We start from the raw sequence: 15,172 nt of genomic DNA, 5'->3' as shown, positions 1-15,172 counted from the left end.
GTCCGGACGTAGGCTGATCGCATGCAGGAGACCCCCGACACGGCGCCATCCGCGCCGTCGGGCGACCTGGCGCCGCGCGCGATCGACCTCGCCGCACGCTGGGTCGCCGAAGCCGCCGAGTTCCCCGCGGATGCCTCGGCGCAGCGCCTCGCCGGAGTCCTCAAGGATCCGAACGGTCTGTCCTTCACGATTGGGTTTGTCGACGGCGTCATGCGCCCTGAGAGTCTGACGGCGGCGGCATCCACGCTGTCGCGGATCGCCCCGCTCGCGCCGGAGTTCCTGCCGTGGTACCTGCGCGGCGCCGTCAAGGTCGGTGGGGCAGTGGCGCCCGTGCTCCCTTCCCCCGTCGTGCCGATAGCCCGCCGCGCCCTGCGCGAGATGGTCTCGCACCTCGTCGTCGACGCACGGCCCGACAAGCTCGGCCCCGCAATAGCAGCGCTCCGCGAGGGCGGCGCCAAGCTGAACCTCAACCTGCTGGGCGAGGCAGTGCTCGGTGAGCGCGAGGCGCTGCGCCGACTCGAGGGCATCCACGACCTCATCCGTCGGCCCGATGTCGACTACGTCTCGGTGAAGGTCTCGGCGATCGCGAGTCACATCTCGATGTGGGCCTTCGATGAGATCGTGGATGCCGTCGTCGAGCGCCTCACGCCGCTGTACCTCACCGCGGCGGCGGGACTCCCCGAGAACGGCGGCCGCACCTTCATCAACCTCGACATGGAGGAGTACCGCGACCTCGACCTCACGATCGCGGTGTTCACTCGGATCCTCGAAGATGAGCGGCTCCGCGATCTCGAGGCGGGGATCGTGCTGCAGGCTTATCTGCCCGATGCCCTGCCGGCGCTGCGAGAGCTGACCGCGTGGGCGCGCCAGCGGGTGGCTGATGGTGGTGCTCGCATCAAGATCCGGCTCGTCAAGGGCGCGAACCTCGCGATGGAGCGCGTCGATGCGATCATGCACGACTGGTCGCTGGCAACCTACGACCGCAAGGTCGACGCCGACGCGAACTATCTGCGCTGCCTCGACGAGGCGCTGCAGCCGAAGAACACGGATGCCGTGAGGCTCGGCGTCGCAGGGCACAACCTGTTCGACATCGCCTACGCGTGGCTGCTCGCGGGCGAGCGGGGAGTACGCGAGGACATCGAGATCGAGATGCTCCTCGGCATGGCGCAGGGCCAGGTCGCGGCGATCTCCCGCGAGGTCGGACACGTGCTCCTGTACGTGCCGGTCGTGCACCCGCAGGAGTTCGATGTCGCGATCAGCTATCTCGTGCGCCGGCTCGAAGAGAACGCGTCGAGTGAGAACTTCTTGTCGGCAGCGTTCGACCTCGCCGACGATCCTGCGCTGTTCGAGCGGGAGCGGGATCGTTTCGTCGCATCCCTCGAGCGCGCCGCCGATCCCGGGCTTCCGACCGGACCCAACCGCCGCCAGAACCGCGCGGACGAGCAAGACGCAGACGGGGCCGCCGAACCACGTATTCTTCGCGACTCCCCGCCGCCCCGGGCCGGAGGTTTGACCCAGGCCGTGCTCGGGATCGCCAGCTCCGCGGCATCCGACGATGGCATCGCCCGCTTCGGTGGCGTTGAGTACGTCGAGACGGCGATCTATTCCGCGACCGAGTCTGACGGAGTCGCAGCCGGCGCGCCGGGGTTCCGAAACGCGCGTGACACCGACCCGGCACTCCCGGCGAACCGCGAGTGGGCCAGGCAGGTTCTCGAGCGCATGCCGGTCTCGACGGCGGGGGATGACACGATCGAGGCATCCCGGGTCACGGATGCCGAGCGGCTCGAAAAGATCATTGCGGGTGTTCGCGACGCGGCGCCTCGGTGGGGCGCGATGCCGGCAGCAGACCGGTCGGCGGTGCTGCAGGCGGCGGCCCGGGCACTGGGGGCCCGGCGCGGTGAGCTGATCGAGGTCGCCGGATCCGAGACGGGCAAGGTGTTCGCCGAGGCTGACGTCGAGGTGAGCGAGGCTGTCGACTTCGCCAACTACTACGCCGCAACGGCGAGGGAACTCGATCGGGTGAGCGGTGCGGTCTTCGTGCCCGCGCGGGTGACCGTCGTCACCCCACCGTGGAACTTCCCGATCGCGATACCCGCGGGCGGAGTGCTTGCTGCGCTCGCCGCGGGCTCCGGAGTGATCTTCAAGCCGGCGCCGCAGGCGAGGCGCTGCGCGGCAGTAGTAGCCGAGGCGCTGTGGTCGGCAGGCGTTCCGCGGGACGTCCTCGCCCTGGTCGACATCGACGAGGGCGGCCTCGGGCAGCAGCTGGTCTCGCACCCGGATGTCGATCGCGTCATCCTGACCGGCTCCTTCGAAACGGCATCTCTCTTCCGCTCCTGGCGCCCCGACCTGCCGCTGCTCGCCGAAACGAGCGGCAAGAACGCGATGGTGATCATGCCGTCTGCGGATCTGGACCTCGCGGCATCCGATCTCATCAAGAGCGCCTTCGGACACGCGGGTCAGAAGTGCTCCGCGGCGTCGCTCGCGATCCTCGTCGGCCCCGTCGGGCGCTCGGAGCGCTTCGCGCGTCAGCTTGTGGATGCCGCGACTTCGCTGCGGGTAGGACCGCCGACCGATCCGCGCTCCGAGATGGGGCCGGTCATCGAACCGCCACGCGGAAAGCTGCAGTGGGCTCTGACCACCCTCGACGAGGGCGAGCAGTGGCTCGTCAGGCCCGAGCCGCTGGATGTCGGGCCTGAGTATGCCGGCCGGTTCTTCCGTCCCGGCATCCGTGTCGGGGTGCAGCCCGGGTCGCGCGTGCACCTGGAGGAGTTTTTCGGGCCCGTGCTCGGGATCATGCACGCGAACTCCCTCGGGCACGCGATCGAACTCCAGAACGCCGTCGCGTACGGACTCACGGCGGGTCTGTATACCCAGAACCCCGACGACCTCGCGATGTGGCTCGACCGCGTCGAGGCGGGCAACCTCTATGTGAACCGCGGGATCACGGGCGCGATCGTGCAGCGGCAGCCGTTCGGTGGCTGGAAGCGCTCGTCGGTCGGTCCCGGCACGAAGGCCGGCGGACCGAATTACCTCATCGGCCTCGGGAAGTGGCGGGGGACGGATGCCGGTGCCCCCTCGTCCACGCTGCACTTGCGTGGTCTCGATTCGCGCATCACGACGGTGATCGAGGCTGCCCAGGCATCACTCGATTACCCCGCGTTCGAGTGGCTTCGCCGCGCCGCGCTCTCGGACGCGGTCGCCTGGAACGAGGAGTTCGGGCGGGTGACGGATGTCTCGCGGCTGGGCGTGGAGCGCAACCTCTTCCGCTACCGGCCCGTCGAGGTCGCGATCCGGGCGACGGGGGATGCGACGTGGCAGGCGCTGCTGCGCGTCATCCTTGCCGGCATCCGCACTGGGTCGACGACGACCGTCAGTGCTCCTGTCGGCCTGCCCGCGGCGGTGCGTCGAGCGCTCAGCGACCAGGACGTGAACGTCTTCGTCGAGACCGAGGACGAGTGGCTCGACCGCGTCGCTCGTCCCGAGCAGGATGTCGCGGATGCCGTCGCCGGCGAGCCCAGGCCGACCCGCCCGCCCCGGGTGCGCTTGGTCGGCGGCGCCGACGCCGTCTCGGCATTGCATTCCGCGCTCGCCGAGGCCGTCGGCGGAGACCCGGATGTCGCGATCTATGACAACGAGGTGACAACGGCGGGCCGCATCGAGCTGCTCCCGTTCCTGCACGAGCAGTCGATCACCATCACCGCCCACCGCTTCGGCAACCCCGACGCGTGGTCGGCGGACGTCATCTGAGGGGCGATGGTGGTCGCAACGGCGCAGATTCTGCGTAACGCGGCGCCGTTGCGAACGCGACATCACTCGAGCGGGTAGCGACGCCGCAGAACCCAGCGCTGGCCGAGCGTCCAAGTGACTGTCACGGCGAGATAGAGCGCGGCGGCCAGTGGCACGAACGCCGCGAACACGACGGACAGGTACGGCAAGAACCCGAGCGCACGCTGCACGCCGCCGGATGCCAAGGGCGAGGCATCCGGCTCTGCGGGAACCGCCGGGCGGAAAATGCGCCGCGTGACCTCGGCGACTGCTGCCATCAGCACCATGAGCGTGCCGAACACGACAGCCGTCTCGACCGAGAAGGCGCCGGCGGACCCCACGAGGCTCGTACCGAGAGATACGCCGAAGAGATGCTCGGTCAGCAGGTCGTTCGGATGGTTACCGACGATGCTCCGGAGGAACACGGCGTAGATCAGGCCGACGATCGGCGCCTGGATCAGGGCGGGCAGGATGCCGGCAAGCGGTGAGGTGTTCTCATCGCGATACAGCTGCATCATCTCGCGCTGCATCCGCTCGGGGTTCTTTCGGAACCGCTTCTGTATCTCGCGCAGTCGGGGAGTAATTTGCATGCGCACCTGCTCAGAGCGGGCCTGGGCTATGCCGGCGGGAATGAGCGCGGCGCGGACGAAGAGGGTGATGATGACGATCGCGAGGGCGGCGGAGGCAGCTCCCGCGACCGGGCTGAGGAGGGCAGACAGGCCCATGAGGGTTCGGTAGGTGGTGTCGAGAAGAAAGGCGAACGGAGGAAAGGCGAACAGGTCCACGGCGGACTCCCGGTAAGTCGATGACGGATGCGGGTGCGTCTGGCCGCAGGGTCGTCGAACGTCCGGCTGCACGCCGTGAGGGGGGCGTGCGTGAACCCCGGAGGAGGTGAACGAACGGGTGCGGCCTAGGCCGCGAGTCCCGGCGCCCTCGGGCGGGCGTGACCCTCGGCATCCGGGTCGCTCTGCTCCACGAGCGCGGAGGGATCGATCTGTCGGCCGGCTCGGGTAAGCCGTTGCCGGGCCGAGCTCGGGCGGGCGATCGCGTGGAGGGCGAGGACCGCGAGCGCGATGGTGGTGACGACGACAACCGCGAGCGTCACGGTGTTCGCATCGGCGAGCGTCAGCAGGCCGAGCGTTGAGAGGATGAGGGCGAGCAGCGCAGCGGTCGCGTTACGCATCCGTCGGCCTCCTCTCGTCAGTCACACGGTAACACCGCGCTGCGTGGCATGCGCGTGCTGGAATGGGGGCATGGCCGAAAAGAACTGGGCGGGGAATCTCACGTATCGGGCGGCGGCGGTGCGGGAGCCCGCGAGCCTCCGCGAGCTCTCCGACATCGTCGCCCGGACTCCGGGGGTCCGGGCGCTCGGTAGTCGCCACTCGTTCAGCCCCATCGCCGACACGGACGGAACACTCGTGTCGCTCGCGAGGATGCCGCACGAGATCGAGGTCGACACCGATGCCGCTACAGCCCGGGTATCGGCGGGGCTGCGGCACGGCGACCTGGTGCCCGCCCTCGATGCCGCCGGGTTTGCGCTCGCCAATCTCGCGTCGCTGCCGCACATCTCGGTCGCCGGCGCTGTGCAGACCGGGACGCACGGGTCGGGGGATCGGATCGGGTCGCTCGCCACGCAGGTGCTCGGCGTCGAGATGGTGACCGCCGACGGCGGGGCGCTGACCCTGCGACGCGGTGATCCGCAGTTCGACGGAGCGGTCGTGGCACTCGGCGCGCTCGGTATCGTCACGCATCTGACGCTTGAGCTCGAACCGGCATACGAGATCGCGCAGACGGTCTACGACGGCGCCCGCTGGGACGACGTGCTCGCAGGGTTCGACGCGATCACGGGCGCGGGAGACAGCGTCAGCCTGTTCACCAGCTGGCAGGATGCCGACACGATCGACCAGATCTGGGTCAAGGCGCGTCCGGGGCGAGCCAATGCCGACGCCGTGCTCGCAGCGGGTGGACGCGAGGCGGACGGGCCGCGGCATCCGGTTCCCGGCGTGGGGCCCGAGCCCTGCACGGTGCAGGGCGGGGTGCCCGGTCCGTGGCACTCCCGGCTGCCGCACTTCCGGCTCGAGTTCACGCCATCGGCTGGCGCGGAACTGCAGAGCGAATACCTCATCGACCGGCGCGATGGTCTCGCCGCGATCGACGTATTGCGCAGCCTCGCGCCGGAGATCGCCCCGCTGCTCTATGTCTGCGAAGTGCGCGAGATGGCGGCTGACGACCTGTGGCTGAGTCCCGCGTTCGGGCGGGAGACCGTCGGTCTTCACTTCACGTGGCGACCTGACGTAGCGGGGGTCGAGGGGCTCCTACCCCGAATCGAAGACGCTCTACCCGAGTCGGCGCGGCCACACTGGGGCAAGGTCTTCACGATGGATGCTGACCGCATCCGCAGTCGGTACCCGCGGTGGGACGAGTTCGCGGCGCTGCGTGCGCGGATGGACCCCCGCGGCAGGTTCACCAACGACTACCTCTCGCGCCTCGGCTTAGCCTGACACGTGAGCGCCAGCGATATGTAAAGAAAACTTGACACGGATGCCTCGCGACTCTACGCTCGGAGATGTCAAACATTCTATACATTCAAGCTCGAGGAGTCGACATGGGATACGTCGAGAGAAATACCTGGTCGCAACTGATTGCAAGTGCTGCGGGAACCGCTGTGTACCTGGTGCTGGTGCTGCCCCAGCTAGGGACCACCCCCATAGGAGAGATCGCCTGGCAGTGGCCGATGGTCTGGACGATCGCCGGTGCCATCGTGGTTTCGATCGTGATCAGCATCCTGTGGGGTATCGGCGCGGGCATGCGCGACCCCGACGAGGAGCACCGCGCCGACCAGCGTGACCGGGAGATCGAGCACCTCGGCGACCGCGTCGGACAGGCCTTTCTGGTCATCGGTGGGCTGGCAGCGCTCATCCTGGCGATGGTGCAGGCCGAGTGGTTCTGGATCGGCAACGCGGTCTTCTTCGGCTTTTTCCTGTCCGCGTTCATCGGCGGCATCGCCCGCATCGTCGTTTACCGCCGAGGGATGCCGTAATGGTCAAGCCGACAAGAATCACCAACACGATTCGCGCGACGCGGGAAGCTGCCGGGATGACTCAGGCCGAGGTGGCCCGCCACATCGGAGTCACCCGCCAGACGCTCATCGCGATCGAGCAGGGCAAGTACTCCCCGTCGCTCGAACTCGCCTTTCAGCTCTCGCGGCTGTTTGGCATGACGATCGACGATCTCTTCGAGTACCCGACGGATGCCCCGGACGGAGTGTCAGCATGACGACGAACCCTCCCATGGCCGAATCGGCGGCACCCCACGTGCCGAACGAGACGATGCGGGCCTGGGCCCAGCAGCGCTACGGCGGTCCGGAGACCGTTGAACCTGTCCGGGTCCCGGTGCCGACGCCCGGTCCCGCGGACCTCCTCCTGCGGGTGCGCGCGTGCGGCATCCATGCCGGCGACGCACGACTGATGCGTGGCGACCCCGCACTCGTGCGGCTCGCTTTCGGCATCCGTCGCCCGCGGACTGCCACGCGAGGGATAGATGTCGCAGGCACGGTGGTCGCGATGGGAGCGGCCGTGACGGGCTTTCGGATCGGTGACGAGGTGGTGGCCGAGATCGGTGTGGGTGGGGGCCTCGCCGAGTATGCGATCATACCCGCCGCCCGCGCGGTCAGCCGCCCCGCCCGGATCTCGCCGGCGGTCGCGGCCGCGCTCCCGGTTTCGGGCGGTACGGCCTGGCAGGCGCTGGATGCCGCCGGCGTCCACTCAGGAAGCCGCGTCCTGGTGATCGGGGCGTCGGGAGGCGTCGGCACGTACACCGTGCAGCTTGCCGCCGAGCGCGGCGCCGAGGTGTGGGCTCTCGCCGGCGAGCGAGCGCTCGGCCTCGTGACCGGCCTCGGCGCGGCCCACACGTTCGACTACCGACAGGTGCAGCCCGGCGCGCCCGAGCTCCCCCCGGCGAGCTTCGACGCGGTCATCGACATCGCCGGCACCGCTCCGCTCGCCACGTTGCGCGGTCTGCTCCGGGAGGGCGGGACCGTCGTGCTCGTCTCGGGCGCTGGGGGGAAGATCCTCGGACCCATGGGGCGGATGCTGAAAGCTGCCTTCCTGTCGCGGCGCCGCCGCCGCATCCGTTCCCTCGCCGCCACCGCGAGACCTGAGATCCTGGCGCAGCTGCTGGAGCTGACTGATCGTGGCAGCATCCGTCCCGTGATCGAACGGACGTACTCGTTGGACGCGGCACGCGACGCGCTCGCGCACGTGGACGCGGGACATGCTGTGGGCAAGGTTGTCGTGGCGGTCGAGTAGCGCTCTCGCGCCGTGGCTAACTCCTCAACCCCTCGTTAGATTCGCCCGGTCGAGCTCCCGAACTACCTCGCGGGGGTCAACGTTGAGGAGTTAGCCGCACCGCGGGGCCGATCCCTCGGCCGATGGCGACGATCGTGCGAGAATAGAGTCCGGCGTGCCCGTGTCGCCGGCATCTTTCTGCTCCGCCGGGCCTCTGGACAGCGTCCGCCAGCCGCACTCTCCAGGAGAACGACGTGACGACTACGACGCCCGCACCGAACGCCGCACCGACCCGCACGGCTCAGCGCCGCCGCTACCTGATGTGCCGCCCCGAGCACTTCACGGTCAGCTACACGATCAACCCGTGGATGGAGCCCGCCAAGCCCACCGACACCGCCAAGGCCGTGGCGCAGTGGCAGGTGCTCTACGACACCTACCTCGAGCTCGGGCACGAGGTCGAGCTGATCGACCCCGCCGAGGGGCTTCCCGACATGGTCTACACGGCCAACGGCGGGTTCATCATCGACGGCATCGCCTATGCGCCGAAGTTCCGGTTCGCTGAGCGCGCCGGCGAGGAGCGCCACTTCATCGACTGGTTCCGCGCCGCAGGATTCGAGACCGTCATCCCCGAGGAAGTCAACGAGGGCGAGGGCGACTTCCTGCTCGCGGGTGACGTCATCCTCGCGGGTACTGGGTTCCGCTCGACCGGCGACAGCCACCGTGAGGTCGGCGAGGTTTTCGGCAGGGAGGTCATCTCGCTGACTCTCACCGACCCGCGCTTCTATCACCTCGACACGGCGATCTCGGTGCTCGATCCGGTCATCGGCGCGGCCCAGGGCGGGCCGGATGCCGCGAACATCGCCTACCTGCCGGGTGCCTTCGATGAGGCCAGCCAGCGGATCCTCGCCGAGCGCTTCCCCGACGCGATCCGGGTCTCGGATGCCGACGGCGCGGTGTTCGGATTGAACTCGGCCAGCGATGGCTACAACGTGTTCATCTCGCCGCGGGCTACCGGTTTCGAGGCGCAGTTGCGAGAGCGCGGCTATAACCCGGTGCTCATCGACCTGTCTGAGCTGCTCCTCGGCGGCGGCGGGATCAAGTGCTGCACCCTCGAGCTGCGGGCGAAGCGGGACGAGTCATGAGCGCCGACCAGATCTCCATCGACGCGACCACGCTCGAGATCATCCGGGCAGAAGACGAGCACCTCGCCCACAACTACCACCCGCTGCCGGTCGTGATCTCCCGCGGCGAGGGAGTGTGGGTGACGGATGTCGAGGGCAAGCGCTACCTGGACCTGCTGTCGGCGTACTCGGCGTTGAACTTCGGGCACGGGCATCCGGCTCTGCTCGCCGTTGCCCGGGAGCAGTTGGAACGGTTGACCCTCACGAGCCGGGCGTACCACAACGACAAGCTCGGAACCTTCGCTGCGGCGCTCGCGAAGCTCGCCGGCAAAGACATGGTGCTTCCGATGAACACCGGCGCCGAGGCCGTCGAGACGGGCATCAAGGTCGCGCGGGCATGGGGGTATCGGGTCAAGGGCATCCCCGCGGACGCAGCACGCGTGATCGTCGCGGGCGGGAACTTCCACGGCCGCACCATCACGATCGTCGGGTTCTCCGATGACCCCGCCGCGAGGGACGCTTTCGGGCCCTACAGTGGGGGATTTGCGCAGGTTCCGTTCGGGGACGCCGCCGCCATCGAGGCGGCGATCGACGAGAACACCGCGGCGGTACTCCTCGAACCGATCCAGGGCGAGGCCGGCGTCGTCATTCCGCCGGAGGGCTACCTGCGGGAGGTCCGGGAGATCTGTGATCGCCACGACGTGCTGCTCATTGCTGACGAGATCCAGGCGGGGCTCGGCCGGGTGGGTGAGACCTTCGCGTGCGATCGCGAGCAGGTCGTACCGGACATCTACCTGCTCGGAAAGGCACTCGGCGGCGGCATCCTGCCCCTCTCGGCGGTGGTGGCGAACAACGACGTCCTCGGCGTCATCCGTCCCGGCGAGCACGGCTCGACCTTCGGTGGGAACCCGCTTGCCGCGGCGATCGGTGAGCGGGTCGTCGAGATGCTCTCGACCGGTGAGTTCCAGGAGCGGGCTCGCGCGCTCGGGGAGCACCTCGAGTCGCGCCTTTCGGACCTCGTGGGACACGGGGTGACGGCGATCCGCGTCGCGGGGCTCTGGGCAGGCATCGACATCGATCCGCACGTCGGCACCGGGCGAGAGGTGGCCGAGCGGCTCCTCTCCCGCGGCGTGCTCGTCAAGGACACGCACGGTCAGACCATCCGGATCGCACCGCCCCTCGTCATCCGTGCCACCGAGATCGACTGGGCGCTCGAACAGCTGCGGTTCGTCCTCGGGCACTGACCGCCTCTCGTCGAGCCTCGCAACACTGCACCATTCGGCGCTGCGCGCAGCTCCAGTCCCACCGGGTTGTAAGCCGCGGAGTCAGTTAGGCTAGGCTTACCTATATGTCTTCGTCACGCATCCCAGTACCCATTGCCGGACTCGCCGCTCTCGCTCTCGCGCTCACCGCGTGTGCGACGGATGACCCGGGTGCCGATTCCGCCGACAGCGCTGACTCCGTGATGGTCGCGAACGCGCAACCCACGCTGGTGCTCGTCGAGTCCGACGGTGAGTCCACGTTCCAAGAGGACACCGAGGTCGCCCGCGGCGCGGTCGAGGTCCCGTACCAGCCCACGGCGGTCGTGACCTTCGACATCGCGACCCTCGACACGCTCGACGCCATCGGTGCGGGCGACACCGTGGTCGGCATCCCCGAGATCCCGCTGCCGGACTATCTCTCGCAGTACGCCGATCTGCCCAAGGTCGGGACCCTTTTCGAGCCCGACTATGAGGCCGTTGCAGAGCTCGACCCCGACCTCATCGTCACCGCTGCACGCAGCACAGGGGCTTACGACGAGCTCGCCGAGATCTCGACCACGATCGACCTGACCGCCGCCTTCGCCGGAAAGTTCGACCCCACCGCGGGCCTGGAGCGCGCCGAGCAGCTCGGTGAGATCTTCGGCGCCGAGGACGCGGTCGCCGAGGCTGCGGAGCGTATCAACGCTCTAGAGGCCGATATCGAATCCGCCGCCGACGGCACCGCGCTCGTGCTGTCCGTCTCGGGCGGTGAGTACGGTGCTTTCGGTGAGGGCTCGCGTTTCGGCTATTTCTATGACGTCCTGGGCTTCACTCCGGCCGTCGTGGCGGCGGACCTTCCCGGCGTCGAGGGTTCCCCGCACGGCGACACCGTGACGAACGAGTTCCTTCTGACTGCCAACCCGGACTGGATCATCGCGTTCGACCGCGGTGCCGCTGTCGGCGACGGCTCCACCGCTGCCGAGACCCTCGACAACGAACTGGTCGCTCGTACGACGGCTGCCCAAGAGGGGCACATCGTCTACCTGCCCGCGAGCGAGCTGTACATCGTCATCAACGGTCTGACCGCGATGCAGAACGTCCTCACCGAAATCGCTGACGTCGTCGTCGGCTGAGTGAGATCGTGACATCCCCTGTGGGGGGCGCGTGCTGAAGCGCCCCTCACCCACCCTGACAATCGTCGCGGGTGTGGCCGTCGTGGCCGCGCTCGCGACATTGTCGATTTCTCTCGGCGTCGCCGAGCTCGACCCGTTCATCCTGCTCGCAAGTCGTCTGCCGCGCACCATCGCGCTGATCCTGGCCGGTTGTGCTCTCGCGATCACGGGGCTGATCATGCAGATCCTGACCCGCAATCGATTCGTCGAGCCGGGGACGACGGGAGCCACGGATGCCGCGAGCCTCGCGCTCCTGGTCGTGCTCCTCACCATTCCCGGTCTTCCGATGTGGGGGAAGGCCGCCTTCGCCTCGCTGGGTGCTCTGATCGGTGTCATCGGATTCCTGGCGCTCAGTCGCCGCATCCCGAGTCGGTCGAGCGTGCTGGTGCCGATCGTGGGCATTCTCTATTCCGGGATCATCGGCGCCGTGACGACGTTCTTCGCCTACCGGGCGGACGTGCTGCAAGAACTGCTCAGCTGGAGTGTCGGCGACTTCTCGGGAATCACACGAGGCCGATACGAGATGCTCTACGTCGCCGCAGGGGCAGCCCTCATCGCGTGGATCGCCGCGGACCGGTTCACCATCGCGGGGCTCGGCGACGAGACCGCGCGCGGTCTCGGGCTCGATGTGCGGTGGGTGATGGCCCTGGGTGTGGTCATCATCGCCATCGTCTCGGGGACGATGCTGGTGATCGTCGGAGCGCTGCCGTTCTTGGGCCTCATCGTCCCGAACATCGTGAGTCGGATCTGGGGCGACAACATGCGCCGGGCCGTTCCGCTGGTCGCGCTCCTCGGGGCGGCGCTCGTGCTGCTGAGCGACATCATCGGTCGCGCCGTGCGGTTCCCGTTCGAAATCCCGATCGCGATCGTGATGGGTGTTCTCGGGGGCGTGGTCTTCCTCTGGATGCTGCTCGGCACCGACTCATCCCGCACCCGCACGTTCCGTGCGAGGGCCCGGCGTCGCGGCTCCCGAGCGGGGGTGAGTCGATGACTAGGGTCCTGACGACGCGCGCGCGCGCGCTGCGGAACCTCACGCACAAGAGCGGGACGAGGATGCTGCTGGTCGGCATCATCGCACTGGTGCTGATCCTCGTCTTCGTGTTCACGGATCTGCCCGGCAAGTGGGAGTACGCGCTGGGGCTTCGCACCCGGACCGTGGCGGCGATGGCGATCGCGGCCGCCGCCATCGGCGGGGCGACCATTCTCTTCCAGACGATCACTCAGAACCGGATCCTGACACCGGGGATCATGGGCTTCGACGCGGTGTTCCTCGCCATCCAGGTGCTCACGGTCTTCGCGATCGGCCCGGCGATCCTCGTCTCGGCGCCGGCCGAGGCATCCTGGCTCGTCGAACTCGTGCTCACCGGCGGTGTGGTGGTCGCCCTCTATTGGTGGCTCTTCGTGCGTGGGCGCCATGATCTGCACGTCGTCGTGCTGGCGGGTCTCGTGCTCGGGGTGATGCTGCGCTCGGTGACCGCGTTCCTGCAGCGGCTGCTCGATCCGGACACGTTCGCGGTCGTGCAGAACCTTGCGTTCGCGAGCTTCACGTCGGTCAACCGGCAGTTGCTCATCCCCACGGCGGTCATCGTCGTTCTCGCGCTGGGCTCCCTCTGGCCGCTGCGACGAGCGCTTGATGTGGTCTCACTCGGAGAGCCCACCGCGATCTCACTCGGGGTCGAGACGCGTCGGATCTCGATGCACGCGATCGTGGCGATCGGGGCGATGGTCGCCGCCTCGACGGCCCTCGTCGGGCCGGTGACCTTCTTCGGCCTGCTCGTCGCCAACATCGCGTACGGTCTCGTCGGGCACCGTCACCTGCTCAGCATCCCCGCCGCATGGTTCATCGGGCTGATCACGCTCGTCGGAGGGCAGCTGATCCTGGATCGGCTGCTCGGCTTCGGCACCGAACTGCCCGTGGTCATCGAATTCGCGGGTGGGCTGTTCTTCCTCATCCTGGTACTCCTCGGAAAGGCGCGTTGACGTGATCCAGACCTCGTCGGTGACCAGACGACACGGCAGCTTCGTCGCGGTCGACAACGTCACCGCCTCGATCGGCCCCGGCGTGACGGCGATCATCGGGCCCAACGGGGCCGGCAAGTCGACCCTGCTCTCGGCGATCGGCCGACTGATGTCGCCTGACGAGGGAACCATCACGATAGACGGGCGGGATGTCGCGACGACGAAGTCTCGTGAGATCGCGCGGGCCCTCGCCATCCTGAAGCAGGACAACCACCTCGCGATCCGGTTGAGCGTGCAGGACCTCGTCGCGTACGGGCGCTACCCCCACGGCGGCTCCGGCCGGGCGGACGAGGATCGATCACACGTGGAACGTGCGATCGACCTGCTAGATCTCGGCGCCGTGCGTACGCGGTACCTCGACGAGTTATCCGGTGGTCAGCGTCAGCGGGCGTTCGTCGCGATGGCCATCGCGCAGGACACCTCGCACCTGCTGTTGGATGAGCCGCTGAACAACCTCGATCCGCGTCACGGCGTCGGTCTGATGAAGCTCGTGCGTCAGCTGGCGGACGAACGGGGTATGACCGTCGTCATCGTCATGCACGACATCAACGTCGCCGCCGCCTACGCCGATCAGATCGTCGCGATGCGGGACGGACGTGTCGTCGAGCACGGCCCGGTCGACGACGTGATCACCCAGGAATGCCTGGAAGACCTCTATGACACGCCCGCCACGGTCGCCACGGTCGCCGACCGTCGCATCGTGTTGTGGACCTGAGAAAACTGACGACGAAAGAGACAGATCATGACAGCTGGCACAGAGACCCAGAGCGCCGAGGGCGCTGCCTCGCAGAGCTTCGCCCTCGTGCGGACGCCGCTGGACCTGCGGATGCGCTCCGTGGTGCTCGCCGAGCGGACCTGGCAGACCGACACGTACGTCCGCGTCCGCGTGACGGGTGAGGACCTCGCCGGGTTCCAGTCGCTCGGAAGCGACGACCACCTGCGCATCTTCTTCCCCGACGAACCGGTCACCGATCCCGAGCAGCTACGCCGTACCCCCAGTCGCGAGTACACCCCGTTCGAGTGGGGTGAAGGCTGGCTCGAGCTGGAGTTCGTCATCCACGGTGGTCCGGGCGAGCGTGGGATCGCGGCGGAGTGGGCGGCGACCGCGCCGCTCGGTTCGCCCGCTGTCATCGGCGGCCCGCGCGGGTCGCTCGTGATCGAGGGCGCACCGGATGCCTGGTTCCTGGCCGGTGACGAGACTGCCGTCCCCGCCATCCGTCGCTTCGCGGCGCTGATGTCCGAGGACGCGACCGGCACGATCCTCGTCGAGGTTCCCGATGCCGACCGCGAGTTGCCGGTCACCGCGCCCGCGGGGGTCACTGTTCGTCAGCTGCATCGTGACGGACGAGCCGAGGGTGAGGTGCTCACCGATGCCCTCGCCGCCGTGGGGGACCGGCCCGAGGGGGATGTCTTCGCCTTCGTCGCCGCCGAGCAGTCGATCGTGAAGCCCGCCCGGGCGCTGCTGATCGAGAAGTGGGGACTGGAGTCCTCGCGGATCACCGTGAAGGGCTATTGGAAGCGTGGCGAGAGCGAGTACCACGCCCCGCTCTAGTTGTTCTATGCAGCGA

At 68.3% G+C, this 15,172-nt stretch carries 14 protein-coding genes; 12 read left to right on the top strand and 2 right to left on the bottom strand.

Features of this window, described 5'->3' with window-relative positions; translation table 11 throughout:
• Positions 1–21: 21 nt before the first annotated feature.
• A complete protein-coding gene (locus B4F19_RS15250; protein WP_292736067.1) occupies positions 22–3,747 on the top strand; it encodes a bifunctional proline dehydrogenase/L-glutamate gamma-semialdehyde dehydrogenase in 3,726 nt (1,241 codons plus the stop codon).
• A gap of 62 nt (positions 3,748–3,809) precedes the next feature.
• On the opposite strand, the gene B4F19_RS15245 is transcribed toward B4F19_RS15250, so the two are convergent.
• Both B4F19_RS15245 and B4F19_RS15240 read right to left on the bottom strand, forming a co-directional pair.
• Positions 3,810–4,550 carry a YidC/Oxa1 family membrane protein insertase gene (locus B4F19_RS15245; RefSeq protein WP_292736064.1) on the bottom strand — a complete coding sequence of 247 codons (741 nt, stop codon included), beginning with the start codon at positions 4,548–4,550 and terminating at the stop codon, positions 3,810–3,812.
• 125 nt (positions 4,551–4,675) lie between these two features.
• Positions 4,676–4,948 carry a DUF6412 domain-containing protein gene (locus B4F19_RS15240; RefSeq protein ID WP_228178381.1) on the bottom strand — a complete coding sequence of 91 codons (273 nt, stop codon included), beginning with the start codon at positions 4,946–4,948 and terminating at the stop codon, positions 4,676–4,678.
• 70 nt (positions 4,949–5,018) lie between these two features.
• On the opposite strand from B4F19_RS15240, the gene B4F19_RS15235 reads away from it, so the two are divergent.
• From B4F19_RS15235 to B4F19_RS15185, 11 genes are all read left to right on the top strand, one after another.
• Positions 5,019–6,266 carry an FAD-binding protein gene (locus B4F19_RS15235; protein ID WP_228178382.1) on the top strand — a complete coding sequence of 416 codons (1,248 nt, stop codon included), beginning with the start codon at positions 5,019–5,021 and terminating at the stop codon, positions 6,264–6,266.
• Between the two features lie 104 nt (positions 6,267–6,370).
• Positions 6,371–6,805 (top strand): hypothetical protein, encoded by a 435-nt coding sequence (locus tag B4F19_RS15230; protein WP_228178383.1) that lies wholly within the window; start codon positions 6,371–6,373, stop codon positions 6,803–6,805.
• Positions 6,805–7,041, top strand: a complete 237-nt coding sequence (locus B4F19_RS15225; protein WP_228178384.1) for a helix-turn-helix transcriptional regulator — start codon at positions 6,805–6,807, stop codon at positions 7,039–7,041. The genes B4F19_RS15230 and B4F19_RS15225 overlap by 1 nt, the downstream gene beginning before the upstream one ends.
• Entirely contained in the window at positions 7,038–8,072 is a 1,035-nt protein-coding gene (locus tag B4F19_RS15220; RefSeq protein ID WP_228178385.1) for an NAD(P)-dependent alcohol dehydrogenase, read from the top strand. Before B4F19_RS15225 ends, B4F19_RS15220 begins: the two co-directional genes overlap by 4 nt.
• 233 nt (positions 8,073–8,305) lie before the next feature.
• Entirely contained in the window at positions 8,306–9,193 is an 888-nt protein-coding gene (gene ddaH, locus B4F19_RS15215) for a dimethylargininase (protein ID WP_347425157.1), read from the top strand.
• Positions 9,190–10,416 carry an ornithine--oxo-acid transaminase gene (rocD, locus tag B4F19_RS15210; RefSeq protein WP_292736059.1) on the top strand — a complete coding sequence of 409 codons (1,227 nt, stop codon included), beginning with the start codon at positions 9,190–9,192 and terminating at the stop codon, positions 10,414–10,416. The genes ddaH and rocD overlap by 4 nt, the downstream gene beginning before the upstream one ends.
• A 104-nt stretch (positions 10,417–10,520) precedes the next feature.
• Complete coding sequence (locus B4F19_RS15205; RefSeq protein WP_292736055.1) at positions 10,521–11,546, top strand: siderophore ABC transporter substrate-binding protein; 1,026 nt, start codon at positions 10,521–10,523, stop codon at positions 11,544–11,546.
• A gap of 31 nt (positions 11,547–11,577) precedes the next feature.
• Positions 11,578–12,576 carry an ABC transporter permease gene (locus B4F19_RS15200; protein ID WP_292736052.1) on the top strand — a complete coding sequence of 333 codons (999 nt, stop codon included), beginning with the start codon at positions 11,578–11,580 and terminating at the stop codon, positions 12,574–12,576.
• Positions 12,573–13,565: an iron chelate uptake ABC transporter family permease subunit gene (locus tag B4F19_RS15195; RefSeq protein ID WP_292736050.1), complete on the top strand. Its 993-nt coding sequence runs from the start codon at positions 12,573–12,575 to the stop codon at positions 13,563–13,565. Before B4F19_RS15200 ends, B4F19_RS15195 begins: the two co-directional genes overlap by 4 nt.
• A gap of 19 nt (positions 13,566–13,584) precedes the next feature.
• Positions 13,585–14,319: an ABC transporter ATP-binding protein gene (locus B4F19_RS15190; protein WP_292736047.1), complete on the top strand. Its 735-nt coding sequence runs from the start codon at positions 13,585–13,587 to the stop codon at positions 14,317–14,319.
• 27 nt (positions 14,320–14,346) lie between these two features.
• Positions 14,347–15,156, top strand: a complete 810-nt coding sequence (locus B4F19_RS15185) for a siderophore-interacting protein (RefSeq protein ID WP_292736044.1) — start codon at positions 14,347–14,349, stop codon at positions 15,154–15,156.
• The last annotated feature ends 16 nt before the right edge of the window (positions 15,157–15,172 follow it).

The organism is Microbacterium sp. UBA1097, from assembly GCF_002313585.1.
Lineage (GTDB): Bacteria > Actinomycetota > Actinomycetes > Actinomycetales > Microbacteriaceae > Microbacterium.
The sequence above is the reverse complement of the archived record's forward strand: the minus strand, read 5'-3'. Positions and strand labels throughout refer to the sequence as shown.

Coding starts and splice junctions, on each gene's coding strand:
- B4F19_RS15250 (WP_292736067.1), top strand. CDS start 22: ATGCAGGAGACCCCCGACACGGCGCCATCCGCGCCGTCGGGCGACCTG.
- B4F19_RS15240 (WP_228178381.1), bottom strand. CDS start 4,948: ATGCGTAACGCGACCGCTGCGCTGCTCGCCCTCATCCTCTCAACGCTC.
- B4F19_RS15235 (WP_228178382.1), top strand. CDS start 5,019: ATGGCCGAAAAGAACTGGGCGGGGAATCTCACGTATCGGGCGGCGGCG.
- B4F19_RS15230 (WP_228178383.1), top strand. CDS start 6,371: ATGGGATACGTCGAGAGAAATACCTGGTCGCAACTGATTGCAAGTGCT.
- B4F19_RS15225 (WP_228178384.1), top strand. CDS start 6,805: ATGGTCAAGCCGACAAGAATCACCAACACGATTCGCGCGACGCGGGAA.
- B4F19_RS15220 (WP_228178385.1), top strand. CDS start 7,038: ATGACGACGAACCCTCCCATGGCCGAATCGGCGGCACCCCACGTGCCG.
- rocD (WP_292736059.1), top strand. CDS start 9,190: ATGAGCGCCGACCAGATCTCCATCGACGCGACCACGCTCGAGATCATC.
- B4F19_RS15205 (WP_292736055.1), top strand. CDS start 10,521: ATGTCTTCGTCACGCATCCCAGTACCCATTGCCGGACTCGCCGCTCTC.
- B4F19_RS15195 (WP_292736050.1), top strand. CDS start 12,573: ATGACTAGGGTCCTGACGACGCGCGCGCGCGCGCTGCGGAACCTCACG.
- B4F19_RS15185 (WP_292736044.1), top strand. CDS start 14,347: ATGACAGCTGGCACAGAGACCCAGAGCGCCGAGGGCGCTGCCTCGCAG.